This window comes from Duganella rhizosphaerae, assembly GCF_040364205.1.
Lineage (GTDB): Bacteria > Pseudomonadota > Gammaproteobacteria > Burkholderiales > Burkholderiaceae_D > Rugamonas > Rugamonas rhizosphaerae.
In genome coordinates, this window is the sequence record NZ_BPWK01000004.1 from 42,026 (window position 1) to 67,052 (window position 25,027).

Here is a 25,027-nt window from a genome sequence, read left to right on the forward strand (position 1 = left end):
TTGATTGTTCAGGATTCCGAACAATGGGATGAATAGATGAATAAACTGCAAGCAATGGAAGTGTTCGTCCAGGTGGTCGACGCCGGCGGCTTCACGCGCGCGGCCGACAATATGCAACTGCCCAAGGCCACCGTCTCGACGCTGATCCAGGCGCTGGAGGCGACGCTGTCGGTCAAGTTGCTGCACCGGACCACGCGCCAGGTCAGCGTGACGGCCGACGGCGCCGCCTATTATGAGCGCTGCCTACGCATTTTGTCGGACGTGCGCGAGGCCGAGGAATCGCTGTCGCGCACGCGCCTGAGCCCCAGCGGACGGCTGCGGGTGGACGCGCCCACCGGCCTGGCCAGCGACGTGCTGATCCCCGCCCTGCCCGACTTCTTCACGCGCTACCCGGACATCCAGCTGGAGCTGGGCTGCAGCGACCGCACCATCGACCTGATCGAGGAAGGCGTCGACTGCGCGGTGCGCGGCGGCGTGCTGGGTGATTCCAACCTGATCGCGCGGCGGGTGGGCATCCTGCAATTCGTCACCTGCGCCACGCCGGGCTACCTGGACCGCTACGGCCGGCCGGCGCATCCCGATGAGCTGATGCGGCACCGCTGCGTGAACTATTTTTCCTCCCGCACGGGCAAGCTGTTCGACTGGGACTTCTCGCGCGACGGCCATCGGATACAGGTCGCCCTGCCCGGCCACATCGCCGTCAACGACACCAACGCCTACATCGCGGCCGGCCTGGCGGGGCTGGGCATCGTGCAGATGCCGAACTTTATGATGGAACCCATGCTCAAGGACGGCCGCTTCGAACAACTGCTGGCCGACTGGAGCACCGACCCGCTGCCGGTGCACGTGGTCTATCCGCAGAACCGCCACCTGTCGGCCAAGGTGCGGGTGTTTGTCGAATGGGTCGCCGAACTGTTTTCCAACCATCCGGGCATGCGCCTGCCGAAAGCCCCGCCGCCGGCGCGCCCGATTCCATTTGAGGTTGCACTATGACTGATATTCACCGCATCGTTTTCCTCGACCGCGACAGCGTCATCGCCACCATCCGCAAGCCTGCGTTCGCGCACGAGTGGACCGAGTATCCGGCCACCGCGGCGGCCGACGCCATGCAGCGTCTGCGCGACGCCCGCGCCACCATCGCCATCACCAACAAGGTGCCCTTGCGCGCGGCCGACCTGGCGCAGCTGCCGGACCTGAAGATGATCGCGGTGGCCGCCACCGGCACCGACATCGTCGACCTGGCGGCGTGCCGCGAGCGCGGCATCGTCGTCTCCAACATCCGCAACTACGCGGTGCACACGCTGCCCGAGCACACTTTCGCGTTGATCCTGGCGCTGCGCCGGCAGCTGGTGGCCTACCGCGCCGACATCGAGGCGGGGCTGTGGCAGAAGTCGGACCGTTTCTGCCTGTTCGGCCATCCGATCGCCGACCTGGCGGGCAGCCGTCTGGGCCTGTTTGGCTACGGCGCGCTGGGACGCTCGGTGGCGCAGATCGCGCGCGCGTTCGGCATGGAGGTGATCGTGCATACCCGCTCGCCGCTGCCGGACGCCAAGGCCGACGGCGTGCGCGAAGCGGGCTTCGACGAAGTACTGGAAACCTCGGACATCATCAGCCTGCACCTGCCGCTGAACGACAAGACGCGCAATATGATCAGCGCCAAAGAACTGATCCGCATGAAGCGCAACGCCCTGCTGATCAACACCGCGCGCGGCGGCCTGGTGGACGAGACAGCGCTGGCCGACGCCCTGCGCAGCGGCGTGATCGCCGGCGCCGGCTTCGACGTGCTGGTGAAGGAACCGCCGCCGCCGGACAACGTGCTGCTCAATCTGCGCCTGCCGAACTTCATCCTCACGCCGCATTCGGCGTGGGCCAGCTCGCAGGCCATGCAGGTGCTGGTGGATCAGCTGATCGACAATCTCGAAGCCTGGGTGGCGGGCGCTCCCAGGAACGTGGTTGGCTGACGGTTATCGATAATTGGTGCCGTTGTTCATATCGATGACTTCACCGTTGATGAACGCTGGCGCGTCGGTGGCAAGCCAGCTGACCGTTTCCGCAACCTCTTCCGCCAGGCAGAATCGCTGGCTGATGGTCGCGGCCTTCAAGCGGTCCTTTCTGTCTTGCGGAATGTTCTTCATCATGTCCGTTTCGACGGGTCCCGGCGCGACCGAGTTGGCAATCACGCCCCTTGCGCCGTAGGTTCGTGCGAGCGAACGCATTGCATTCATGAGGCCCGCCTTTGAAACGCCATACCAAATGTCTGGATGGCCGATTTCGCCGGCAATCGAACCCATGCTGACGATGCGGCCGCCGCCCTTGCCCGCCATCCGTTCCGCCACATGCACGCTCAGTCGCACGGCGGAGATCAGGTTCACGTTGAGCGTATGGAGAATCGCCTCGCTGTCGTAATCACTTGCCGTCTTCGCGTTCATCATTCCGGCGTTGTTGATGAAGACGTCCGGCGTCCCGATCTTCTCTATAATCTGCAGCGACTGTTCGTAGTCAGAAACGTCCACCGTCCACGAGGTCAATCCACTCATGGCGGCGGAGACGCCGGAGCGAGACAATACATGCACTTCAAAGCCCTTGCTCAAAAGCTTCTTCGATATTTCGAGCCCGATACCTCGGTTACCGCCGGTGATAATTGCTTTCATTTTTATGTACTTTTGCTTATTTAAAAGAATAGAGTATTTTAAATGAATATTTTACACCAATTTTCCTTGATACTGATTCCTCTTGCAGGCCTTCTGCTGCTTGGCCTGGCCTACAAGCTGGCTTTCCTGTGCCTGAGCCGGCGCGGCACAGCCATCGTCACCACTGCCGCCCTGCACCAGAACGAGGATTCGGAGGGCTACGTCAATCGCCATCACGTGATCGCTATCCGCTTCGAGGTGGATGGCCGCAGCTACGAGGCCGGCGGCTTCAAGGAGCTGGTCGACTACGCGGTGGGCAGCGAGGTGTCGATCCGCTACCGCCGCAGCAATCCGCTGGACGTGCACCTCGACTATTGGAACAGTCTGTGGGTGCTCGCCGTCTTCGCGTTCCTCTTCGCTTCCGCCGCCTGGTTCATCGTGAATTAGTCCGTAGCTCTTGTACCGGGTCAATCACGACAAGGCTGCAGATTTTGCGGCCGCGGACTTTTTCCGCTGCGACTTGCGTTCGTACATCGATTGATCCGCAGCGGCCAGCAACAGCTCACTCGTCGCGCCGCCATCCGGATAGACAGCACGGCCAACGCTGGCTGCCGCTTTCAAGGTCAGGCCGCCGATATCGTATGGCTGCTCCATCACTGCCTCGATCAGCGCGACCACCTTCGCCGTCTCGGCAGCGCCGCTATTGACCAGCACTATCGCAAATTCATCGCCGCCCATGCGCGCAGCCATATCCGACTTGCGGATATGCGAGCTCAACCGATCAGCCGCCTGGCGCAGCAATTCATCGCCGGCAGCGTGGCCGTGCGTGTCGTTGACCTGCTTGAAGCCGTCTAGATCAAGATACAGCACGGAAAGCGCAGCCCCCGTGCGAGCGCACGCGGCGGTTTGCCGATCCAGGAACGCGTGCAGCATGACGCGATTTGCGATCCCGGTGAGCGCATCGTGATGGGCTTGATGGGTTGCCGCGTGCAGCATGCCCGAAGCCTTGGCCAACGCCGAACCGACCTTGTTGGCCTCACGCAGGCCGTAATTGGCGGACCGCACCTCGCCGCCGGATCCCAGCGCCAACGCAGGCGGAATCAAGCCTATCACGGCTCGCCGTATCCTGGTGCCGATTATCCATGCCAGCACCAAACCGCTGCCCAGCGTGGCGACGGTGGCCAGTACGAGCAGCCACAGCTTGCCTTCGGTCTCGGCCCGCAACACCTGCAGGGGGATGCCGATCGCCACCGTCCAACCCGACGATTGCGCCCGCGCCATGACAGCCAGGATAGGTTTGCCGTCCAGCGTAAGCGTTTCAAACGCGCCTTCCGGTTGATCGCGCATGCGCTGCACCACGGCTGGAATCGCCGAAGCACCCACATATCGCTGCATGTCGGCGGAGCGCGCGACGATTTTTCCGCTCCGGTCCAAAATACTGGTGACCCAGTGCTGCGGATAATTTTGATGTCGCAAAATGTCGCCGAAGCGTTCAACCGTTACCGTGCCGGACAAAACGTTCAACCTGCCGTCTCTCGGCACAGGAAGGCCGATGGATACGATCTGCCGTCCGGACAATGGGCCGGTGAACAGGTTGGAAATATAAGTCGCCCGCGTCTGGCGCACGGATTTCAATGCCAGCTCATCCGGCCCTCGCGGCAGCGCCTGTCCCGGAGGCGTCACGGTGTTCATCACTTGCCGTCCCTCGGCATCCTCGAGCACGACGTTAAAGACGTTCTGCCGGATGAGCAACTCGCTTGCCTGCGCATGGAACGCCGTCAGATCAGGGTCCAGGAAGCTGGGCGACGTCGAGAGCGCGTACAAGGTGGCCTCGACGATAGCGAACTCCTTGTCGACCTCCATCGCGTTCGCGCGCGCAGTTGCCATCGCACTGCGAATAAAGTTTTCCCGCGTAAGCCGATAATCGTAGGAGATGAGAATGCCTGCGAGCAGAAAGGCCGGCAATATGCAAGCCGCTACCAGCAACATCAACCTTGATCTAATGGACGGTGCGTAAGTTGGCTTCATCTAGGCAATGTAACTGTTGTGCAAGAAAATATAACCAGATTTTACATGACCTAACCCTTGCCGCTATCCGTATGACTACTCATCGTTTATATGGCCGCCGATTGCAGTGGCGCTATCGGCAGGGTTAAAACAGCCATCGAATCCGAACGGCGACTGTGCCGCCCAGCGCGGACAGGCCGCGTTCGGAGCGCGCCGCGCCGGTCTGGCGCAGCGCCGACAGCATCAGCGTGGTGCGCTGCGAATAGTGATAATCGGCCATGCCGTGCCAGACAGCGCTGCGGTCGTCCCGGCCGGCATAGACACCGCCACCCAGTTCCCAGTCGCCCACTGTCTGGGATAACGTCACGCTGGCATAGCGCCGGCGCGCGCCCTGGCTGACCAGCATCTGTGAGGCCTGCGCCTGCAGGCCCTTGCGCGCGGCATCCGGCAGCGGCAGCGATTGATTGCGATCGATCAGCGCAAGCCAGCGATCGAACTGCCCATCGGACAGGCCGCGTCCATCGTAGGCATATTCAAGTTGTAGCTTGGGCAGGTCCGGCAAGGTGTAGGTCAGGCCGACCGTCGCGCGCTGGTAGCGCCGGCCATCGTCACTGCGCAGGAAGACTGGCGCGGTGTCGTCACCGCCGGACAGCACGGCGCCTCCAATGGGGCGCTGCGTACCCCGCGCGCTGTAAGCCGATACATACCAGGACAGCTGCTCCCCCACCGCCCCGCTCAGCGTCGCACCGACGCCGTTGGATTCACCGCTGGCGCGGCGCAGCAGCACGCTGGCGCTCAGCCGCTCAAACTCATAGCCGATTTTGATGATGGATTGTTCGACACCGCGGTTATAGCCATCCGCGTGGCGCGCCGCGTCCTTGCTGTAGATCGCCGTCAGGCTGGCCTGGGATCCGGTCCAGGCCAGCACCGCCATCGGCAAGCCTTCCGACTGGCCCAGTTCATCCAGCGGGTCGCTCAGGTCCGTGCGTTTTTGCAGGAAGCCCAGCGGCTGATTGACGAAGGACGGATCGAGCGCATACAGGCGCTTGCCGAGCGATAGCGTCACCGCCGGCGTCAGTTGAAATACACGGTTCAGCTCCTGCAACGTCGCCGACGAACCGCTGCGTTGTCCATCGATGTCGCTGTGACGGGCTTCAAACCGCGCGCGCCAGGTCAGGTCATGGAAGCGGCCTTCGAGCAGGCCTGCCAGCGTGGTTTTCTTCTCGGGTATCGCCAGGAAGTTATCGTCGTTGAGCGGCGTCGCCTGCAGGCGCGTGGCTTCCTGGCTGGCCAGCGCGAAGCCGCCCAGCCAGTCCTCGTCCGCCTGCACGCCTCCGCACAGCAGCAGCCCCGCCATCAATGCGGACCGGCGTGCGCTCATTGTTCCAGACTGCGCGGGTTGAAGGTGCTGGCCGAGAATTCCACCGCCTTGATCTTTTCGTACACCACGCGCGTTTGCTCCGCCGGTACTTGTGGATCGAAGTAGCGCGTGACCGGCGGCAGGCCGCCCGTGGCAGCGTCGAACTCCGCAACTTTCAGCAGTTTGCCGCTGGCGACATACAGCATCGCCTTCAACGGCACGTACTGGCCGCGCTGTTTCGTCACCAGCAGCGTAATCCTCGTGTAGGTGGCCGCCTCGTTCTTGCTGCTCAGGGTCAGCGCGATGCAGTCGCCGGTACAGGATGCAGGCGGCGTCTCCATCGTCACAGCGTCATAGTCGTTCGTGAAACTGATGCGGGCCAGGTCACCGATCGATGCTTTGCCGCGCAGCGTTTGCAGCGGCGTCAATCGAATCGCGCGCCGGGTGCGGGGCGCGTAGAAGAAAATGCCGGCATCGGTGGTCAGGAATTTCTGGCCGCGCTGGTCGACGCTGGTCGCCTCCACCAGCACTTGATTGTGATTCGCACCGCGTATCACGTAGGTGCCGGGCTCCTGCTCCTGGCCGTTCTGGACCGGCACGATGCGCACCGCCGCTTCGAAACTATCGAGCGGCATGCGGTAACGGTCCACCTGCCGCAGGATCTCCGGCGCAGGCGGCGCGGCCATCGCCGGACCGACAGCCAGGATGGCGCAACTCACAAGCCAGCGGATATGGTCAAATTGAAATGGCATGAAAATGGCTCACTGTATGGAAAGAGATGACATGATCGGCATGCGGCCAATGCGGCGGCTGATCGTCCACGCAGCCAGCATCGCCACCAGCGGCAGGGCACACACGATGCCTGCGCTGTACGACGGCACCCACAACATTTGCAGCAGCACGCCGGCGTTGCGGCCGGGCGGCGGCGCCAATTCGATATGCGCGGCGTTGATCAGCAAGATGGCAACGAAGGCCAGCAATGCGCCGGCGCATGCGCCTAACACGCCTTGCAGCATGCCCTCCATGACGAACAAGCGCCGCACCTGTGCGTGGCCTATGCCCATCGCGCGCATGGTGCCGATCTCCCTGCCCCGCTCATAAATGGTGGTCAGCGTCATCGCCGCCACGCCGAGGAAAACGATGATGCAGATGACAACGCCGAACACCAGGAACTGATTGCGGTACAACGCCAGCACCTGCGAATACAGCGGCGCCAACGCCTGCCAGGTCCGCAGCTCGACGTGCGCGTTGCTCATGGCCGCACGCAAGCGCGCCGACATGGCGTCTGCCTGCGCAGTGTCCTGATACAGCACGGCGACGCTGGACACTTTGGTCGTGCGCAGCAGTTCCTGCGCCGTCTCGAGCGGCATTTGCAGCAGGTACAAATCGGTCTGCGGAACGCCGGTCGCCACCAGCCCCACGACCTCCAGATCCATCGCGTTGACGCTGCCGCTGACGGTGGTGGTCATCAGCGTGATCGATTCGCCGGGCTTGACCGCCAGGCGCCGCGCCATCTCCTTGCCGATCAGGACCTGATAGCGGCCGGCCGGCTTGGCGCTCAGCGGAACACCGGCAGATAGCGTCTGGAAGGCGCCGAACGCCTGGCGCTCGCGATCCGGCATCACGCCGCTGCCCTCGAAATTGAGCGTGCGCGCGCCGTTCGACACCAGGCCGGCAAACAGCAGGCGCGGGACCACGCGGCGCACCTGCGGTTCCTGCGCCAACAATGTTTCGACCTGCGCCAGCGCAGGCCGGTCCAGTCCATATTGCAGCTGCTGCTCGGCGTAGCCGTCAAACTGTCCTGCGCCGGCCAGCTGCGCGTGTCCCAGGCCGCTGCGGATGGTGCTCTCGCGCAGGCCATCCAGCGATGCGGCGATGTACGCCACGAACAGCAGCAGCGCCAGCGTGCCCACGCCTATCGTGCCGCCCAACAGGAGGGAGCGCCGTCCATTGCGGCGCACGTTGCGCAGCGCGAGTGTCAGCCATTGTTTCATGCGACCTGCCTGCCGTCCGCCAGCCGCACCACGCTGTGCGCCATGTCCATCACCCGCTGGTCGTGGGTGGCGATGACGAAGGTGGTGCCGACCTGGCGATTCAGGCTGCCGATCAGTTCCAGCAACTGCTGCGCGGTCTTGCCGTCCAGGTTACCGGTCGGCTCGTCGGCAATCACCAGGCTGGGACGATTGACCAGCGCCCGCGCGATGGCGACGCGCTGCTGCTGCCCGCCCGACAGTTCGGATGGTTCGTGCTTGAGGCGATGATCCATGCCGACCATCTGTAGCGCTTCGACGGCGCGGCGGCTGCGCTCAGCCGGTGACAGTTTTTGCGGCGCCAGCGCCAGCTCCACATTTTCCTGTGCCGTCAGCGTTCCGACCAGATTGAACTGCTGGAACACGAAACCAAGCTTGCGGTTGCGGTACTGGTCCAGTTGCGGCTCCGCGATCCGGTCCAGGCGCTCGCCGTCGACGCTGATGCACCCGCTGTCCGGCCGGTCGAAGCGCGCCAGCATGGCGAGCAAGGTGCTTTTGCCGCTGCCGGATGGTCCCGCGATCGCCGTCACGCTGGGTTGATCGATACGGAACGATACCCGGTCCAGCGCCACGATGCGCTCGTCGCCGCGCAGAAAGTGCTTAGATACCGCGTCAACTTCCAGAATGGCCGCCATCAGTAGACCATGTCGATATCGAGAGCCGCTTTGCCGGCCTTGACTTCAACCGCCGCAGCCTCGAAGGACGGCGGCCCGTAATTGCCCTTGGCGTTGCGCGAAAAGGCATAACCCTCCAGCGGCATGCCGCTGGGCGAGCGGTCGAATTCACCGTTGCCGTTCTCGTCGTGGAACAGCATGGCCGCATACACGCCTGGCTTGACGCCTTCAAACTTCAGATTAACGACAGGCGACGCGGCCACCGTCTGCATATAAGGGCAGCGCTTGAGGAAGGTCGCCTTGTCGCACAAGGCCGCCATGACCATGCCTTTGCTGCCGGCGACGCCGGACAATTTGATCGTGACACTGGCGCCGGCCGCGAGCGATGGTGCTTGCACCGAAGCCGCTTGCAGTGCCCGCGACAGCAGCAATGACAGCAGCAAGCCCACGCAGGCGACTATGCTCATGGTGGCGATCAGCGGAAGGCGGCGCAATTTGCTGCGCGTGTCCTCGCTCCCCTGCACTTTCGATGGTTTTTTTTCGTTCATGTCATGTCTCTTTCTTCAGGAGCGCGGCATCCACGTAAAATGCCGCGCCGACAGCGCCAGGCAGGCTATCAGCATCACCGACAGCAAGGCCACGCTGTAGATATCCGTGCTCCATTCCATGCCGCCGGTCAGGCCACGGCGTATGCTCGACATCATCGCGTTCAGCGGCAGACAGTCCAGCACCTCGCGGGCCAGCTTGGGCAGGCCGCCCAGCGGGACCATGAGATTACCCGAAAACAGCAACGGGAAATACAGCAGGTTGCAGAACATGGTGGCGGCGGCCACGCTGTTGGTCATGGCCGCGATCAGCAATCCCAGCGCCAGGAATGCGCCAGCGCCCAACGCCAGCATGGCGATGGCGGCGGCTACCTGCATGCCGTCGGCGCTGATCCGAACACCGTAGATCGCCCAGGCGGCAAGGAACATCGCCAGGCTGGCCGCCAGCACGATCAACAGCCGCGACACGCACCATGCGGCCACCACGACGCCGGTTGGCATCGGGAACAGCTGGTACATGCGAAACATGCCGCCTTCGCGCGCGGCCACCAGCGGGCCGGCAAAGCCCATCAAACTGGTGGACAGTATCACCATGCCCGCCAGGCCCGTGACGAGGAACAAGCGGTAGTCCAACGTTTGTTCGGCCGCCGGCGGCGGCGGTGGCAGGGCCACACGCGGCGGCGTATTCAGGCCGTTCAGGTTGTAGGCGTCGCTGTAGCCGCGCAGCAGGCCGTAGGCGGCGTCGAACGCGGCGCCCGCGCCATGGCCGCTGCGCAGCGCGATGTCCGTGGTGCGGCCGGCGGCGATGTTGGCGGCGAAACCGGCCGGTATCGTCAGCACGAAGTCGGCCTGCGCGGCCGCGTCGTCGGCGGGTGTGGTCACGGGAGAAAAGTCCACGCTGTGCTGCTGGCGCAGGCCGGCCTGCAACTGCCGCAGGTAGGCGCTGCTCTCGACGCTGCGATCGAGATCGATGATCGCCAGCGATACGGGACCGAGTTTGACGTCCTGGCCGAACAAGGCCATCTGCATGACCAGCATCAGCAAGGGGAAGGCAAAGGTCCAGAACAACGCCAGCTTCCCACGCAAGAACATGGCCAGATCGGCCTTAATCAGATGCAGAAGTATTTTCATGATGATTGCCCCGTTGTGGGCACGATTTGCGTGACGTCGGCGAGGAAGTCCTCGACCGACACTGGCTCCAGGCTGAACGCGCCGATGCGCTGTTGTTCGATGAACTGGCGGAAGGCCTGGTCGAAACCGGCGCCGCCGAACAGCTCCCAGGCGCCGTCGCGTTCACGCGGCGCTTGCACCAGTGCCGGCAGCGCGCGCAGGGCCTGCAACGCCGCTTCCGACAAGGCTTGCCGCAGCACGCCCTTGAATTGGCCGACTCTTTGCGCCATCAGCGACGCCAGCGTACCCTCGGCAATGATGCGGCCATCGTCGAGGCAGCAGATGCGGTCCATGCCGAGCAAGTCGGACGGGGCGTGCGAGATCACCAGCAGCGTCACCGGCAAAGAGGCCAGCAGCTCGCGCAGCGCGCGGGCGAACCATTCGTCCAGTCCCAGCGAAGGCTCGTCGAGTATGGCCAGCTCCGGCACATGGGCCAGGGCCATCCACAGCATCAGTCGCTGTTTTTGGCCGCGCGACAGCTGCTGCCAGTATCGGTCGCGTAGTTCGTCCATTCCCAGTGCGCGGGTGACTGCGGCGTCGGTGCGGTGGTACATGGCCTGGTGCAGCGCCATCATCTCGCGCACCTTGGTCTGGCCTGGCAGGTCGTAGCCTTGTAGCAGACCGCCGATGCGCTGGCGCGTGGCGGCCTCGCGTGGATCGCCCAAATGCAGCGAGACGGTGCCGCGGTCGGGCTGTCGCAGGCCCAGCAAGGTTTCCATCAGCATCGATTTACCGCTGCCGTTGCGGCCGATGAAGGCCACGCGCTCGCCGCGACGGACCGTCAGCGCGCCGGGACGCAGCGTGAAAGAGGAAGAGAGCCGCAGCTCCACGCCGCTCAGTTCCAGCAGCGCAGGTGCGGGTGCGGGTGCAGGTGCGGGTGCAGGCACAGGCGCCGGTTGCGGCGATGGCGTATCAGGCGCGTGCACCACTGGGTCAGGCGTCTCGATGCCGTATTCCAGCAAGACCTGGCGCGCATGCTCGCGGTAGACCGGGTCCAGCATCGCCTGTCGCAGCTTGCTTACACCCAGGTCGCGGTCGCCGCCGTATGCGGGCGGCGCGTGCAGCAGCAGCGACGCGTGCTGCACCAGCAGATCGGGATCGTTCGGTATCAGTTGCACGGCCTTGTTGAAGGCGTTGATCGCCTGCTGGCCGGCGCTGGCGACTTTGATGATGTTGGGCCGGGCCAGCAGTATCATCAGGATCGCGTACGTGCCGCGCCACAGCCACAGGCGCCCTTGCGGCAGGCACTCCCCGGCCTTGAGCAGCATGTCCAGCTGCGCCAGTTCATCGGCCGTCGGCGCGGTCGCGAAATTCACCTGCAATAGCGCGCGGTTGATGCGCGCGGCGAGCAGGCTGTCGAGCAGCATCGGTTCGACGTAGATTTCGTCCCCTTCCAACGCGGCGATGGCCTCGTCCAGATCTGCCGGATTCTTGTTGATCCACGCGGTGAACACGGCCTGGCGCGTGCGTTCGATCAGCGCGGCCTGTTCGGCACTTGGCCCACCGCTGCGGGCGAAGGCGGGAAAATTCCGTCCACTGGCCTCTTCCACCAGACGCACAATCTGGGCTTCCGAACCAGCCCGCGCCACGGCGGCGAACAGGCGCGTGATACGCCCCGCCCCGCCCAGCGCGTAAATCGCTTCGAGCAAATCGGCGCCGACGCGGCAGGCCGACTTGTACACCGCCAGATCGCTGTCCACGCTTTCGCCGAACATGCTGTCGGCGCTGCGGCTCAGCAGCGTGCGCATCGGCGGCAGCAGATCCATGTCCGCCATCGGCAAGGTGGCGCCCGCGTGGCGGCTGGCGAAGAAATGCGCCAGCCCCTCATCCAGCAAACGCACGCCGCAAGTCAGGAAGCAATGCGCCACCTCGTGAAACTGCACCGCGCGCAGATCGTCTGGATAGCCGGGCGACAGCGTGGACAGGCGCAGCAAGGCCAGACCGGGGAAGCTCTCCATCGTCAGGTGCAGGTCGCGGCTCTCGGCGCGGCATTGCAGCAGGATGCAGGGGACGGGCAACTCCAAGAAGCCGGCGCAGCAAGCGATCGCCTCTTCAAAGTGAGATTGCAATGCCGGCGGCAGTGGCGCCGCGTCCAGCACGAACAGCGATCCGCTCGCATGCCAGGCCTGCTTGCCCACCACCATATCGAGCAGCAGCGGATAGGCATGGAAACGGCCGCGCAGCGCAAACAGCTGGTCCAGCTCCGCCAGCGCGGCATCGCGCTCGCCCGCCGCCGCGTAACGCAGCAGCGCGAACGCGCCCTGCCTCAGGCTGGCTCCGGCCGCCGGCGGCGCATTGCCCGCTACATCGTCCAGCACGCGGATAGCGTTGTCGTTCATGGCGCGGTGGCCTCCTGCTGCACCTCGCGTCCCAGCAGCATGACCGACACCACGGTCTCGGTCACGCCGTCGATATCGAGCAGCGCCGCCAGTTCGTCGTCATAATAAGCGCCATAGACCAGCGATCCCATGCCCAAGCCCTGCGCCGCCAGACACAGGTTCTGCGACGCGTGGCCCGCTTCGAGCAGTGCCATGCGGTAGCCACGGGCGCCGTATTTGGCGGTGGCGCGCTGCGGCACGCTGGTCATCACGCACACCAGCGGCGCCTTGATCGACTGCTCGCCGCCGCGCACTTCGGCGCTGCCGAAGGCGTCGCCGTCCTGCGGCTTCAACACCCGCAGGCAATGCTCGCGCGCGTCGTAGTGGGCGATGCATGGCGCGATGCCCTCGACCTGGTTCAGGAAGAAGTAGAACTCGGTCGGATACAGGCCGCCCGGCGATGGATAGGCACGGAACGCCAGCTTGACATGCGGCGCGGCGTCGCTGCTGCGGTAGCGATTCACGCGCACCGCATGGTGCAGCAGGCTCGAAACCTCGCGCAGGCTGAGCGCCGGCGCGAAGCCGCGCGCGCTGCTGCGTCCCGCCATCGCCGCCGCCAGTTCGCCCAGCGCCAGCTCAGGCTCCGGCAGCGCTATCTTCGGACAGGAGGCAAACACGTTGTAGCCCGCCGCGCCGCGCGCGATGAAGGCCGGATGCCGCAGGTAGCGGACGATGTTCTTGACCTGCCCCGCCAGCGTGGCGCGATGGAACTTGGTCTGCTCGTGCAGGATCTCGGCCGGGTCGTCGATGTCGAAATCGCCCGCCATGGCCTGCGGCGGCAGCAGTTCTTGCAAACTATGGTTCATGTGAAGTCCGCATCAAGGGAAAGGGTGAGGATCGGTATTGGGCGGCGGCACCTCGGCCAGGCCCCAGTGGCGGGCGATCTGGCGCAAGCGGCGCTGGTCGCGGCTCAGCATGCCGTCGCCGAACAGCAGCGGATGCAGGCCGGGGATCAGCGAACGCACCACGCAGAAACCGAGGCTGGCGATATCCTCCGACGTGACATCCACCGCCAGCGCCGGCAAACCCATCGCGCGCAGGCGCGCCAGCAAATCGTCCAGCGTGGCCAGTTGATGCAGGGAGGCGTCGCCGCTGTCGATCGTTAGCGCGTTCGCGAACAGGAAGTCCATCGCCTGCTGGCGCGACGGTTCCAGGAAATAGGCGAAATGATCGCCCGGATTGCGGATGGCTGCGCGCTCCGGCAGCGGCGTGCCGGCGCCGAGGATGGAGCTCGCCCAGCAATAGCCGTGCAGCGCTTCGATCACCGCCTTGTTGATCGCCTGGCCGACGCGCAACTGAGCGCTGGCGCCCAGCGACATGGTGCCGTCATTGCGGCTGCGCGCGAGGCACAGCACCACCGGCAGGCCGATATCGGTGGTGATGTCCCACAGCCGCACGTCCAGCGACGGATGCTCCAGCGCGCGCTGCACACCGGGCAGAAAAGCCGCCCGCGCCTCAGGGCCGACTTGCAGCCGGCGCGGCGCGTAACGCATCTGCCACATCGCGGCGAAGGCGTCGCGTTCGATCACTTCGCACAAGCCGCTCAGGATGGCGCGCTGTTCGTCCATGCCGCAGGCCAGGCCGGTCGATGACGATTGAAATACGATCTCGCGCTGGTTCTTCACCTGCATGCCGAGGTAGACCATCTGCGCCGGCACATAGCATTCGCGCTCGAGGTCGCACAGATCGGTCGCGCGCGTCCAGGCGCGGGTGACGCCGGCATCGGGCGCGGAGAATTCAAAGCCCTCGGCCGCGTACTGCTCCGGCGAGAACAACACAAACTGCTCCAGCCCCACGGCCGCCGCGCCCAATTCGGCCTGGCTGGCGTAATGCAGCTGGTCGTCGAAGTGCACGGCCGCGGAGTAGCGCTCGATCGCCTCGCCGAACGCCGCCCACAGCGCCGAGGTGCGGTCGAACGCCGCGCCGGAACCGGCCAGGCTGGCGCGGTCGCTGGTCGGGTTGTTCGGCTTGGCGCGCGACGGGTCGATCATCATCGCTTTGACGTCAACCATCAGCGCGTTGAAGACGAACAGGCCGCGCGCATCGGGATGCTCTGTCTCTTCCAGCAGCGTGGTGATGATGCCGTGGCGGCGGTGCACCAGGGCTTCGTGGATCAGCGCCAGGCGCGCTGCGTCGGATAATCGTTCCATGGCTTAGGCCCGGCGACGCAGCAGCGATTGCTGGAACACGGCGCCGACCGGCCGCGCCGTGCTGGCAGTGCCGCAACACGCGCAACGCGGCAGGCGCAGGATGCGGCTGCGATGGGTCTCGCCGCTCAGGCTATCGATCTCGCTGAAGACGCTGTGGTGCAGATCGTCCAGCGTGCCGCTCAGGTATTGCAGCGCCAGGCGCGAAGCCTCGGCCACGCCAAACTGGATCGCCAGTTTGCTCGGCAGCGCGTGGTACAGGATGTTTTCCGGCTGGCTGCGCACATCGAATTCGGCGACGAATTTGCGTGTGCTGCGCACCCGGTGGAAATAGCATTCGTAGCAGGCGGTCGCTTTCGGCATCACCAGCGGGCCGCACTGCACCGTGCTCCAGTCTATGCCCAGGTACAGGCTGGCCAGGCCGCGTTCGACCGCCTTGGCGTTCATCGCGCGGAAGGCCGCGAAGTCCTCGAAATCGGAGCAGACCAGCAGCAGCGCGCGTTTGTCGCCGATGGCGTCGGCCGGCGGCAGCTCGCCATCGCGGCCGATGCGCTGCAGCGGCACGCTCATCTCGGCCAGCGCCTCGGCCAGGGCGTCGGCGCAGGCGCCCTCGCCGGCCAGCACCAGCAGCCAGTTGGCGCGGTCGTAGGCGGCCAACTGGTCGCGCGGGATCAGCGCGTCGAGTTCGCGGCGGTGCTGCAGATGCTGGTGGGTGGCGTCGCCGCCGGCGCGGGCGTCGTCGCGCACCAGCACCCGGGCGTTGACCAGCGCCGTGACGGCCGCCTCGACCGCCTCGGGCGGGAAGCTGTCGGCCATCGCCTCTGTCAGCGCGGCCAGTTGCACGCCCTGCGCGGCCTGGTCCAGGATGCTCTTGAGCATACCGACCTTGTCCTCGACCGTGAAGCGGCGCCCGACCACGGACATGGCTATCTTGTCCTCGCCCAGCGTGGTGATTTCCGCCAACGGCGATACGTAAAGTGACTCATTCATTGTGAAGACCTATCGTCAGAACATTCATCCAACCTCCGGAAAGGCGGGAAGGCGGCGCCACCGGCATCGCCATCCCGCCCGCCAGCTGGCAATTAGCAGCAGCAGGAGCAGGAGCAGGTGCAGCAAGAGACGCTGACGTCAGCCAGGGCGCCGCTCATGTCGTCGTGCAGATATTCCGATTCGGTCGAATCGGTAATCGAGATGAAGGTCGTGTCGATCAGGATTTCCATTTCTTTTTCCTCATGAAGTGAATGAAAGGCACACCCCTCATGCGTTTTGCGCATAAGAGGTCGCCGAAATCGAGATTAGCATGCGACGATTGCCGCACAGAAAGGAGTGACTTTAAATACAACAGTACTAGAATATTAACTCTAATTCAAGCAAATTCATTTGACACGCGCCCGCATCAGGCGCGTGCCGCCGCCCAGCCGCAGGCCGTCGTTGCGGCTTGCAAGATAGCGCAGGCGCAGCTGGTCGGCGCCGTGGTCGGAGACGTCGCCGAAGCCGAGCGCGCGCAGTTCGCAGGCCAGCACCTCGGGCGCGAAGAAGGAAATCCAGGGTTCGCCTTCGGCCTCGTACTTCTTGGCGCAGTAGGCCATGCCCATGCGCTCCATCGGGTTGAGCAGCTCGGGCACCACGCCGTAGTCGAACACGATGCCGCTGCCGGGCGGCAGGCCGGCGACAAAGGCCAGCGTGTCGAACACCGCGTCGTTGGTCAGGTACAGGGTCACGCCCAGCCAGGAAAAGAATACCGGCTGGTCCAGGCGGCAGCCGGCGGCGGTCAGCGCCTCGGCCAGGTCGTCGCGTTCGAAATCGACCGGCACGTAGCTCATCGACGCCGGCGCGGCGACGCCGGTCTGCTCCAGCAAGCCGCGCTTCCAGCGCTGGGTGGCGGGATGATCGACCTCGAACACGCGCAGGTCGGCCACCGGATTGCGGTAGGCGTAGGTATCGAGTCCGGCGCCCAGCAGCACGTACTGGCGCACGCCGTCGCGCAGCGCCTGCGCCAGTTCATCCTCGGCGAAGCGGCTGCGCACGGCCATCGCGGCGCGCAGCACGCGCACCACGCCGGTATCGAATTTCTCCGGCGCGGCGCGCACCGTCGCTTCGTGGTCAGGGCCGATGACGGACAAGGCCAGCGGATCGTCGAACACCAGCGGCGTATCGATCAACTGGTGGGCTGCGCGCAGCATGGCCACCATCAGCGCGCTGCGGCTGGCCACGCCCTGCTGCAACAAACCCTTGCCGCCGCTGGCCTGCATCATTTGAAGCTACCCGGCAGCAGGATGTTTTTATCGACCTTGGTGACGTCGCGCAGGCCGCAAAAAGCCATGGTCAGATCCAGCTCGTTGCGGATGATGTCCAGGCATTTGCTCACGCCCTCTTCGCCCATCGCCCCCAATCCATACAGGAAGGGCCGGCCGATGTAGACGCCTTTGGCGCCCAGCGCCAGCGCCTTGATCACGTCCTGGCCGGAGCGCACGCCGCCGTCCATGTGGATTTCGATCTGCTGGCCCACCGCGTCGACGATGGCCGGTAGCGCGCCGATCGACGACTGCGCGCCGTCCAGCTGGCGGCCGCCGTGGTTGGAGACGATCAGCGCATCGGCGCCGCTTTCCACCGCCAGCCGCGCATCTTCCGCGTCCATGATGCCCTTGATAATCAGCTTGCCGCCCCAGCGCTGCTTGATCCACTCGACGTCTTTCCACGACAGGCTCAGGTCGAACTGCTGGCTGGTCCACGCCGACAGCGACGACATGTCCGACACCGACGACGCGTGGCCGACGATGTTGCCGAAGCTGCGGCGCCTGGTGCCCAGCATGCCCAGCACCCAGCGCGGCTTGGTCGCCATGTCGATCATATTGGCGATGGTCAGCTTGGGCGGCGCCGACAGGCCGTTGCGCAAGTCCTTGTGGCGCTGGCCCAGCACCTGCAAGTCCAGCGTCAGCACCAACGCCGAGCAGCGCGCGGCCTTGGCGCGGTCGATCAGGCGGTTGATGAATTCGCGGTCCTTCATCACGTACAGCTGAAACCAGAACGGCTTGCTGGTGTTGGCGGCGATGTCTTCGATCGAGCAGATGCTCATGGTGGACAAGGTGAACGGCACGCCGAATTTTTCCGCGGCCCTGGCGGCGAGGATCTCGCCGTCGGCGTGCTGCATGCCGGTCAGGCCGGTCGGCGCCAGCGCCACCGGCATCGCCACTTCCTGGCCGACCATGGTGCTTTTCAGCGTGCGGTTTTCCAGGTTGACGGCCACGCGCTGACGGAATTTGATGGTCTGGAAATCGTCGACGTTGGCGCGATAGGTTGATTCGGTCCACGAACCGGCATCAGCGTAATCGTAGAACATGCGCGGCACGCGCTTCTGGGCCAAGACACGCAGGTCTTCGACGGTGGTGATGATGGTCATGCACGCTCCTCAGGGACGATGATCGAACAATCATCGCACGGAGGCCATGTATGATGGAAGGACTATCAAATAAGGAATGATTTTTGAAATCCAAAACCAACGTCCTCATCACGCTGGCCGCAGCCGCTTTGCTCGGCGTGTTCGGCTATCGCAGCTTCACCCGGCAGGTGCGGCCGGTGGCGGTCAGCGCCGCGACCTGCACGCCGGAATATATCCGCAGCGTCGGCGACGCGATGGAGCGCTCCATCCTCTCCGCCCAGTGCGATAAAAACGCGCGCAAATAAGAAAAAAGGCCTGAAGATCACTCTTCAGGCCCTTCGTCTTACGAATTTTGGTGCGGCTGGCAGGAATCGAACCCACGACCCCTTGGTTCGTAGCCAAGTACTCTATCCAGCTGAGCTACAGCCGCGAAAGACAACATTATAGCAGGGGAAACTCAAATCCAGAAGAGCCCCGGGCATTTTTTTACTGCGCGCTTTTCAGTGGCGCACGCGGGCATATTTCGCCTCGTATTCCTGGCAGCGGATTTCGTAGGTGCCATATTCCACCGCCATCAAGACCGCCGTTTCGCGGTCGGCAAAGCCGAGGATTTGCGGCCGCTTCAGCGGCGTGGTGTCGTCGACATGTTTGAGGATGCGGTATTCAGGCAGCCACTGCCCTTCCTGGTTGTAGGCGGAAGCTTCGATCTGGCTTTCCATGAAGGTGAAGCTGGTGGCGTGTGCGGTGGTCATTTTATTCTCCTGGCTGTTTGAGACAGGATAGCGACAATTGCCGGGCTACATCGTGCGCTGCCGTACATAGACGATAGCGAAAGGCAGGCGCAAAGAAAAAAGGCCTGAAGATCACTCTTCAGGCCTTTCGTCTTACGAATTTTGGTGCGGCTGGCAGGAATCGAACCCACGACCCCTTGGTTCGTAGCCAAGTACTCTATCCAGCTGAGCTACAGCCGCGAAAAACAAGAGTATAACAGCGTTTTCTTGTTTTGCGAAGAATTCCTTGAAGAAATTTTGCAATCCGTTTCAAGGTCTTACACTAATAGCAAAAGGGCCCGAAGATCGCTCTTCAGGCCCCTCTACTTACGAATTTTGGTGCGGCTGGCAGGAATCGAACCCACGACCCCTTGGTTCGTAGCCAAGTACTCTATCCAGCTGAGCTACAGCCGCTTAAGCAACATTATAAAGCATTAATTTCGTTTTGCAAAGTTCGATATTTTCTATCGTTTAGTTGGTCAGGCGTACGAAACACCGAATCAACCACTCCGCAAACTGCTTTGCTGCATCTCCTTCAACCGGCATGCCGTTCGAAAGAAGCAGCATTATAGGGACACTCCCCCGGCTTGTCCAGCCCTCTCTGTCAGGTGCCGAATTCGGCCGCCGCCTTGGCCGACCACAACGCTTCATTGTAGGACGCGTAGGGCACGCCGTAGCAATCGACCTGGCCGCCCTCGCCGACAAACTTGATCCACCAGCCCGCGGGGTCGGTGACGATGGCGATGTCACCCTGCCGGCATTTGTCCGCTATCTGTTCGTTTTGCTCCAATACAACAATGTTGATCTTTCTGTGCCGCACCACAGTCGCCATAGCGCCTCCAAATTGCGGCACTGCGCCGCTTCAACCGCCAGTGTATATGCAGCGCGCCCGAATGCGGCAAAAAACATGGCCATTTCGCTCACAAACCCAGGCTTTTCAACGCTTGCGGGCAGCTTCATTCATGCCAGTGATCTCGCTCATCATCAGAAAAAATTTGCTTTCGTTTGCGCATTGCAGCATCATTCACCTGTCTCCTCTATTCTCCTCCAAGGAAATAGATTTAGCCCGCTCCTGTAGCGGGCTTTTTTTTTAGTGTACGATGCGGTCAGCTTTGCCTTCCAAGACAAATACAGACAGGTTGCCCCAGCATGACACCACCCACCGCCGTCGCGCCGCCCTCCCCCGACTGGTCGCGCACCGCCCTAGGCGATCCGGCCGGCTGGCCGCTGCCGCTGCGGCTGACGGTCGACATCCTGCTCAACTCCCCCACGGCCATGCTGCTGATGTGGGGGCACGAACAAATCATGGTCTACAACGACGCCTACGCGGCGCTGATCGGCTTGTCGAGCCTGCGCGCGCCCGGCGGCGGCGTGCCGTCGATCCAGCCGGCCGCGTGGAGCTGGAACAGCGCCGCGGTGCGCCAGGCCTGGGCCGGCGACAGCGCCAGCTATCGCGGCGTCAGCCTGCCGGCGTGGCGCAACAACGGCGTCGCCCAGTTGCCATTGGATCTCTACTACACCCCGGTGCGCATCGACGCCGGCCAGGTCGGCGGCGTGCTGTGCGCGCTGACGCCGGCCCAGGCCGCGCCGCCGGCCGAGGTCGCGCGCCCGCTGCACCTGCTGGTGGTCGAGGACAATGCCGACGCCCGCTACCTGGTCTGCGAAACCCTGCGCGCGCTGGGCCACGAGGTGCACGCCGCCGCCACCGGCGAGGATGCCCTGCCCGAGCTGGCGCGCCAGTGCTTCGACGTCCTGTTCACCGACGTCAGCCTGCCCGGCATGTCCGGCGTCGAGCTGGCGCGCCAGGCGCTCAAGCAGGCGCCCGCGCTGCAATTGCTGTTCGCCTCCGGCTACGGCGACGAACTGACCCGTCACCTGGAATTCCCCGCCCAGTCGCTGCAAAAACCCTACGACATCGAACAGCTGCAAGCGGCGCTGGAGCAGATCGCCCAGCGCATGGCCGCCCGCCCGGCCTGAGCTGCTGCCAACCGTGCGGAGCCACCGGGGAAGATCGGGCTACAATGAAGTCACCGTAAACGTCGCGCGTTAGCCTGGCGAGCAGACGGCCGCCGTCCGGCGGCCACAGGCAGCGCGGCAGCCCGAAGCCCCACATGATTCTTCCTCACGAGCCCACCGACGCCGTAACGCCCGAGCCCCCGACGGACGACGCCGCGCTCCCTGCATCAAGCAACGCCCAGCAGGATTTGCTGAGCGCCCAGGAAGCGCTGCGCCAGAGCCAACTGGAGCTGCGCGCGCTGGCCAACTCCATGCCGCAGCTGGCCTGGATCGCCGAGCAGGACGGCACCAGGATCTGGTACAACCAGCCGTGGTACGCCTACACCGGCACCACCCCCGAACAAATGAGCGGCGACGGCTGGCGCCAGGTCTACGCGCCCGACTGCATCGCCCCCATGCTGGAGCGCTGGGAACACTCGCGCGCCACCGGCCTGCCGTATGAGCTGGAAGTGCCGATCCGCAGCGCCAACGGCGAATTCCGCTGGTTCCTGACGCGCGCCAACCCGGTGCACGACGCCGCCGGCCGCGTGCTGCGCTGGTTCGGCACCAGCACCGACGTCGACCAGGTCAAGCGGGTGCAGGAAGCGCTGCGCGACGAGACCGCCGTGCTGGAGCTGGTCAACCGCACCGGCAACGCGCTGGCCTCGACCCGCGACCTGCATCCGCTGCTGCAGGAAGTGACCGACGCCGCCACCAGCATCAGCGGCGCCCGCTTCGGCGCCTTCTTCTACCGCGGCGTCGACGGCCACGGCCGCGCGCGCGAGCTGCACATGGTGTCGAGCGGCGCCCCGGCCGACTGCGTCGACTTCGGCCGCCCCGGCGACGGCGCCCTGTCCAGCGCCGAACTGTGCACCTACGGCACGGTGCGCAGCAACGACTGGCCGGCCGACGCCCGCTACGGCCGCGACTCGCCCTGCCACCGGCTGCCGCCCGGCCAGCCGCCGGTGCGCAGCTACCTGGCGGTGCCGGTGGCGCTGCGCTCGGGCGTGGTGATCGGCTGCCTGTTCCTCGGCCACCCGGAACCGTTCATGTTCAGCGAGCGCACCGAGCGCATCATCGGCGGCATCGCCGCCCAGGCCGCCGTCGCGATCGACAACGCGCGCCTGTACGAAGCCTCGCAGCAGGCCGCCGAGGAGCGCAAGATCCTGCTCGACAGCGAACGCCAGGCGCGCGCCGACGCCGAGCGCACCAGCCAGATGAAGGATGAATTCCTGGCCACGCTGTCGCACGAGCTGCGCACGCCGCTGACGGCCATCCTCGGCTGGGCCCAGGTGCTGCGGCGCGGCAGCCGCGACCAGGCCGACCTGCACCGCGGCCTGCAAACCATCGAGCGCAACGCCCGCGTCCAGGCGCAGCTGATCGAGGACTTGCTCGACATGAGCAGCATCGCCTCCGGCAAGGTGCGGCTGGAGATGCTGTCGCTGTCGCCGGCGGCCATCGTCGCCGCCGCCATCGACACCGTGCGCCCGGCCGCCGAGGCCAAGCAGATCCGCATCGACAAGGACTTCGCGCCCGCGCCCGGCATGGTGGCCGGCGACGCCAACCGCCTGCAGCAAATCGTCTGGAACCTGCTGACCAACGCCCTCAAGTTCACGCCGGCCGGCGGCCGCATCCAGGTGGGCGTGCACCGCGAGGGCGACCAGATCGCCATCGCGGTGCGCGACAACGGCGTCGGCATCGCCCCCGCCTTCATCGGCCATGTCTTCGAGCGTTTCCGCCAGGCCGACGCCACCACCACCCGCAAGCACGGCGGCTTGGGGCTGGGGCTGGCGATCGTCAAGCACCTGGTGGAGCAGCACGGCGGCACGGTCAGCGCCGCCAGCGAGGGCGAAGGCCGCGGCGCCTGCTTCACCGTGCGTCTGCCGCGCCGCCAGGGCGGCAACGAGCCGCTGGGCGCCGGCGGCGAGGGCGCCCAGCGCCGCGCCGCCGCCCACGACCTGTCCGGCCTGCAGGTGCTGGTGGTCGACGACGAGGACGACGCCCGCGAACTGATCAAGCGCATCCTCAACGATTGCAACGCCGACGTGCTGACCGCCGCCACCGCCGGCGAGGCGCTGACGCTGCTGCAACACGCGCGGCCGGACCTGATGCTCAGCGACCTCGGCATGCCGGAGGTGGACGGCTACGGCCTGCTGGACCGGGTCCGGGCGCTGGGGCCGGCGCGCGGCGGCGACTTGCCGGCCATCGCGCTGACCGCCTTCGCCCGTTCCGAGGACCGCATCCGGGCGCTGTCGAGCGGCTTCCTGGCGCATATTTCCAAGCCCGTCGAGCCGAACGAACTGATCGCCAAGGTGGCGGCGATGGGGGCGGCCCATCGCCACGCCTGAGCGGCGACCTACTTGCAGACGCGGCAATGTCCTACAAGCAATCTGAAGTTCAGTTGATAAACTACAAAAGTTCTAAAAAGCAGGTACAATTAGTTTCCATGTGGAAATACACCGTGCAGATGTGCGCCGCAGCACAGATGCATGCGCTAAGATCGTGGGACTATCATTTTTCCGGCCAGAATGGCCAACTTGAGACAGACAGAGACCATTATGCCGAGCCGAGACGAAATCCTGAACGCCAAGATCCTGGTGGTGGATGACAGCGCCGACAACGTCGAATTGATGTTGGAGATCCTGCGCGAAGCTGGCTATACCGATGTCGCCTCCACCATGTTGCCGGAGCAGGTATGTCCGCTGCACCGCCAGCACTGCTACGACCTGATCCTGCTGGACCTGCAGATGCCGGGCCTGAACGGCTTCCAGGTCATGAAGGGCTTGAAGGAAATCGAGCAAGGCGGCTACCTGCCGGTGCTGGCGCTGACCGCCCAGCCCAGCTTCAAGATCGCCGCGCTGGAGGCGGGCGCGCGCGATTTCATCAGCAAACCGTTCGACCTGCTGGAAGTGCACAAGCGCATCCACAACATGCTGGAAGTGCGCCTGTTGTACAAGGAGCTGGCCCAGTACAGCCGCCAGCAGCAGGAACTGGCGCTGCACGATCCGCTGACCGGCCTGCCCAACCGCCGCCTGCTGGAAGACCGCATCGCCACCGTGCTGCAACACGCCACCCGCCAGCAAAACAAGGCGGCCGTGATGTACCTGGACCTGGACGGCTTCAAGGCCATCAACGACACCCACGGCCACGCGGCCGGCGACGAGATCCTGAAAATGGTGGCGCAGCGGCTGGTCGGCTGCGCCCGCAAGGAAGACACCGTGGCCCGCGTCGGCGGCGACGAGTTCGTCATCGTGATGGGCAATATCACGCAACTGGGCGACACCCAGGAGCCGGCCAGCAAACTGATCGAGGCGGTCTCCGAGCCCTACATCATCAACGGCCTGACCCTGCAGCTGTCGACCAGCATCGGCATCGGCATCTATCCGGACGACGCCGACCAGGTGGCCTCGGTGATCGCCGCGGCCGACAGCGCGCTGTACCAGGCCAAGCGCTCCGGCAAGAACCGCTGCTGCACCGCGCAAACCATGCGCGCGCCGGCGCCGCAGCACATCATGTCGCCGACCCCGGCCTGAACGGCCTTAACGGCCGAGGTCGGCCGGCCTTACACCGGGTGTGCGGCGTCCTCTTCCATCTTGCCGGCGTGCTGGTGATCGTCATGCGCGTCGACCTTCTCCGGCGCCACTTCGATGCGGGTGATGCCGGCGTCGACCGACACCGGATCGCTGGCCGGGAAGGTCATCTCCAGGCCGCCGTCCAGCAGGGTTTCCTTGGCCTGCTCTTCCGGCGTGGCCTGCTCGTGTTCGGCCAGCGTGGTGATCGCTGCGGCCCATTTGACAAACTCCAGGTTGGCCAGCTCGCGCACCGAGTGCACGTTGAACGCCTGCGCCAGCGCCTTGGCGTCCTTGGCGCTGATGCCGCGCAGCGCGCTGGTGGGGGCCTCGGCCAGCGCGCGGAAGCTCAGGCCCAGGTATTCTTTATCCACGATCGTGTCGATATTCATGATGCATCCTTTCGGTTGGAGGTAGACCCCCACTGTCCCAG

The 25,027-nt window shown here is 64.7% G+C and carries 25 protein-coding genes and 3 tRNA genes; 7 read left to right on the top strand and 21 right to left on the bottom strand.

Annotated features, from left to right (window positions below; all coding sequences use genetic code 11):
* The first annotated feature begins 36 nt into the window (after positions 1-36).
* Together RUGAMON1_RS10000 and RUGAMON1_RS10005 are read left to right on the top strand one after the other, a co-directional pair.
* On the top strand, positions 37-993 hold the full coding sequence (locus RUGAMON1_RS10000) for a LysR family transcriptional regulator (protein ID WP_445230370.1): 957 nt from the start codon (positions 37-39) through the stop codon (positions 991-993).
* Positions 990-1,961 carry a D-2-hydroxyacid dehydrogenase gene (locus tag RUGAMON1_RS10005; protein ID WP_445230371.1) on the top strand — a complete coding sequence of 324 codons (972 nt, stop codon included), beginning with the start codon at positions 990-992 and terminating at the stop codon, positions 1,959-1,961. The genes RUGAMON1_RS10000 and RUGAMON1_RS10005 overlap by 4 nt, the downstream gene beginning before the upstream one ends.
* Before the next feature lie 3 nt (positions 1,962-1,964).
* Here RUGAMON1_RS10005 and RUGAMON1_RS10010 read toward each other — a convergent pair whose 3' ends face one another.
* Entirely contained in the window at positions 1,965-2,651 is a 687-nt protein-coding gene (locus RUGAMON1_RS10010) for an SDR family NAD(P)-dependent oxidoreductase (protein ID WP_445230372.1), read from the bottom strand.
* A gap of 42 nt (positions 2,652-2,693) precedes the next feature.
* On the opposite strand from RUGAMON1_RS10010, the gene RUGAMON1_RS10015 reads away from it, so the two are divergent.
* Positions 2,694-3,077 (top strand): DUF3592 domain-containing protein, encoded by a 384-nt coding sequence (locus RUGAMON1_RS10015; protein ID WP_445230373.1) that lies wholly within the window; start codon positions 2,694-2,696, stop codon positions 3,075-3,077.
* A 24-nt stretch (positions 3,078-3,101) separates the two neighbouring features.
* Here the strand turns inward: RUGAMON1_RS10015 and RUGAMON1_RS10020 are convergent, their stop codons facing one another.
* The 14 genes from RUGAMON1_RS10020 to RUGAMON1_RS10085 form a co-directional block, all read right to left on the bottom strand.
* Positions 3,102-4,658 carry a bifunctional diguanylate cyclase/phosphodiesterase gene (locus RUGAMON1_RS10020; RefSeq protein WP_445230374.1) on the bottom strand — a complete coding sequence of 519 codons (1,557 nt, stop codon included), beginning with the start codon at positions 4,656-4,658 and terminating at the stop codon, positions 3,102-3,104.
* A 124-nt stretch (positions 4,659-4,782) separates the two neighbouring features.
* On the bottom strand, positions 4,783-6,018 hold the full coding sequence (locus RUGAMON1_RS10025; protein WP_445230375.1) for a hypothetical protein: 1,236 nt from the start codon (positions 6,016-6,018) through the stop codon (positions 4,783-4,785).
* Positions 6,015-6,749: an outer membrane lipoprotein-sorting protein gene (locus tag RUGAMON1_RS10030; protein ID WP_445230376.1), complete on the bottom strand. Its 735-nt coding sequence runs from the start codon at positions 6,747-6,749 to the stop codon at positions 6,015-6,017. Before RUGAMON1_RS10030 ends, RUGAMON1_RS10025 begins: the two co-directional genes overlap by 4 nt.
* Positions 6,750-6,758: 9 nt before the next feature.
* Positions 6,759-7,991 (bottom strand): ABC transporter permease, encoded by a 1,233-nt coding sequence (locus RUGAMON1_RS10035; RefSeq protein ID WP_445230377.1) that lies wholly within the window; start codon positions 7,989-7,991, stop codon positions 6,759-6,761.
* Positions 7,988-8,662, bottom strand: coding sequence for an ABC transporter ATP-binding protein (locus RUGAMON1_RS10040; RefSeq protein WP_445230378.1), 675 nt, complete (start codon positions 8,660-8,662; stop codon positions 7,988-7,990). Before RUGAMON1_RS10040 ends, RUGAMON1_RS10035 begins: the two co-directional genes overlap by 4 nt.
* Positions 8,662-9,189, bottom strand: coding sequence for a DUF2141 domain-containing protein (locus RUGAMON1_RS10045; protein ID WP_445230379.1), 528 nt, complete (start codon positions 9,187-9,189; stop codon positions 8,662-8,664). The genes RUGAMON1_RS10040 and RUGAMON1_RS10045 overlap by 1 nt, the downstream gene beginning before the upstream one ends.
* A gap of 15 nt (positions 9,190-9,204) precedes the next feature.
* Positions 9,205-10,317 carry an ABC transporter permease gene (locus RUGAMON1_RS10050; RefSeq protein WP_445230380.1) on the bottom strand — a complete coding sequence of 371 codons (1,113 nt, stop codon included), beginning with the start codon at positions 10,315-10,317 and terminating at the stop codon, positions 9,205-9,207.
* A complete protein-coding gene (locus RUGAMON1_RS10055) occupies positions 10,314-12,695 on the bottom strand; it encodes an ATP-binding cassette domain-containing protein (protein WP_445230381.1) in 2,382 nt (793 codons plus the stop codon). Before RUGAMON1_RS10055 ends, RUGAMON1_RS10050 begins: the two co-directional genes overlap by 4 nt.
* A complete protein-coding gene (locus RUGAMON1_RS10060) occupies positions 12,692-13,540 on the bottom strand; it encodes a SagB/ThcOx family dehydrogenase (RefSeq protein ID WP_445230382.1) in 849 nt (282 codons plus the stop codon). The genes RUGAMON1_RS10055 and RUGAMON1_RS10060 overlap by 4 nt, the downstream gene beginning before the upstream one ends.
* 12 nt (positions 13,541-13,552) lie before the next feature.
* A complete protein-coding gene (locus RUGAMON1_RS10065; RefSeq protein WP_445230383.1) occupies positions 13,553-14,884 on the bottom strand; it encodes a SagD/YcaO family ATP-dependent cyclodehydratase in 1,332 nt (443 codons plus the stop codon).
* Between the two features lie 3 nt (positions 14,885-14,887).
* Positions 14,888-15,871, bottom strand: coding sequence for a TOMM precursor leader peptide-binding protein (locus tag RUGAMON1_RS10070; protein ID WP_445230384.1), 984 nt, complete (start codon positions 15,869-15,871; stop codon positions 14,888-14,890).
* Positions 15,872-15,963: 92 nt separating this feature from the next.
* The gene (locus RUGAMON1_RS10075) at positions 15,964-16,101 is read right to left on the bottom strand and encodes a hypothetical protein (protein WP_158567992.1); all 138 of its coding nucleotides are present in this window, start codon (positions 16,099-16,101) and stop codon (positions 15,964-15,966) included.
* Between the two features lie 156 nt (positions 16,102-16,257).
* Positions 16,258-17,136 (bottom strand): class I SAM-dependent methyltransferase, encoded by an 879-nt coding sequence (locus tag RUGAMON1_RS10080; protein ID WP_445230385.1) that lies wholly within the window; start codon positions 17,134-17,136, stop codon positions 16,258-16,260.
* Positions 17,133-18,281, bottom strand: coding sequence for an alpha-hydroxy acid oxidase (locus RUGAMON1_RS10085; RefSeq protein WP_445230386.1), 1,149 nt, complete (start codon positions 18,279-18,281; stop codon positions 17,133-17,135). Before RUGAMON1_RS10085 ends, RUGAMON1_RS10080 begins: the two co-directional genes overlap by 4 nt.
* A gap of 83 nt (positions 18,282-18,364) precedes the next feature.
* Here RUGAMON1_RS10085 and RUGAMON1_RS10090 point away from each other — a divergent pair, with 83 nt between their 5' ends.
* The gene (locus tag RUGAMON1_RS10090; RefSeq protein WP_445230387.1) at positions 18,365-18,565 is read left to right on the top strand and encodes an entry exclusion lipoprotein TrbK; all 201 of its coding nucleotides are present in this window, start codon (positions 18,365-18,367) and stop codon (positions 18,563-18,565) included.
* A 48-nt stretch (positions 18,566-18,613) separates the two neighbouring features.
* Here the strand turns inward: RUGAMON1_RS10090 and RUGAMON1_RS10095 are convergent.
* The 5 genes from RUGAMON1_RS10095 to RUGAMON1_RS10115 all read right to left on the bottom strand — a co-directional run bounded on the left by RUGAMON1_RS10095 (position 18,614) and on the right by RUGAMON1_RS10115 (position 19,862).
* Positions 18,614-18,690: transfer RNA gene (locus tag RUGAMON1_RS10095), tRNA-Arg, on the bottom strand.
* Positions 18,691-18,760: 70 nt separating this feature from the next.
* Entirely contained in the window at positions 18,761-19,012 is a 252-nt protein-coding gene (locus RUGAMON1_RS10100) for a hypothetical protein (protein WP_445230388.1), read from the bottom strand.
* Between the two features lie 142 nt (positions 19,013-19,154).
* Positions 19,155-19,231: transfer RNA gene (locus tag RUGAMON1_RS10105), tRNA-Arg, on the bottom strand.
* Positions 19,232-19,367: 136 nt separating this feature from the next.
* Positions 19,368-19,444: transfer RNA gene (locus RUGAMON1_RS10110), tRNA-Arg, on the bottom strand.
* 190 nt (positions 19,445-19,634) lie between these two features.
* Positions 19,635-19,862 carry a hypothetical protein gene (locus tag RUGAMON1_RS10115; RefSeq protein WP_445230389.1) on the bottom strand — a complete coding sequence of 76 codons (228 nt, stop codon included), beginning with the start codon at positions 19,860-19,862 and terminating at the stop codon, positions 19,635-19,637.
* 317 nt (positions 19,863-20,179) lie between these two features.
* Between RUGAMON1_RS10115 and RUGAMON1_RS10120 the strand changes: the two genes are divergently transcribed.
* The 3 genes from RUGAMON1_RS10120 to RUGAMON1_RS10130 all read left to right on the top strand — a co-directional run bounded on the left by RUGAMON1_RS10120 (position 20,180) and on the right by RUGAMON1_RS10130 (position 24,558).
* On the top strand, positions 20,180-21,007 hold the full coding sequence (locus tag RUGAMON1_RS10120; RefSeq protein ID WP_445230390.1) for a response regulator: 828 nt from the start codon (positions 20,180-20,182) through the stop codon (positions 21,005-21,007).
* A 134-nt stretch (positions 21,008-21,141) separates the two neighbouring features.
* The gene (locus tag RUGAMON1_RS10125; protein ID WP_445230391.1) at positions 21,142-23,373 is read left to right on the top strand and encodes a hybrid sensor histidine kinase/response regulator; all 2,232 of its coding nucleotides are present in this window, start codon (positions 21,142-21,144) and stop codon (positions 23,371-23,373) included.
* Positions 23,374-23,583: 210 nt separating this feature from the next.
* Positions 23,584-24,558 carry a GGDEF domain-containing response regulator gene (locus RUGAMON1_RS10130; RefSeq protein WP_445230392.1) on the top strand — a complete coding sequence of 325 codons (975 nt, stop codon included), beginning with the start codon at positions 23,584-23,586 and terminating at the stop codon, positions 24,556-24,558.
* Positions 24,559-24,587: 29 nt separating this feature from the next.
* Here the strand turns inward: RUGAMON1_RS10130 and RUGAMON1_RS10135 are convergent, their stop codons facing one another.
* On the bottom strand, positions 24,588-24,986 hold the full coding sequence (locus RUGAMON1_RS10135; RefSeq protein ID WP_445230393.1) for a hypothetical protein: 399 nt from the start codon (positions 24,984-24,986) through the stop codon (positions 24,588-24,590).
* Positions 24,987-25,027: the final 41 nt, after the last annotated feature.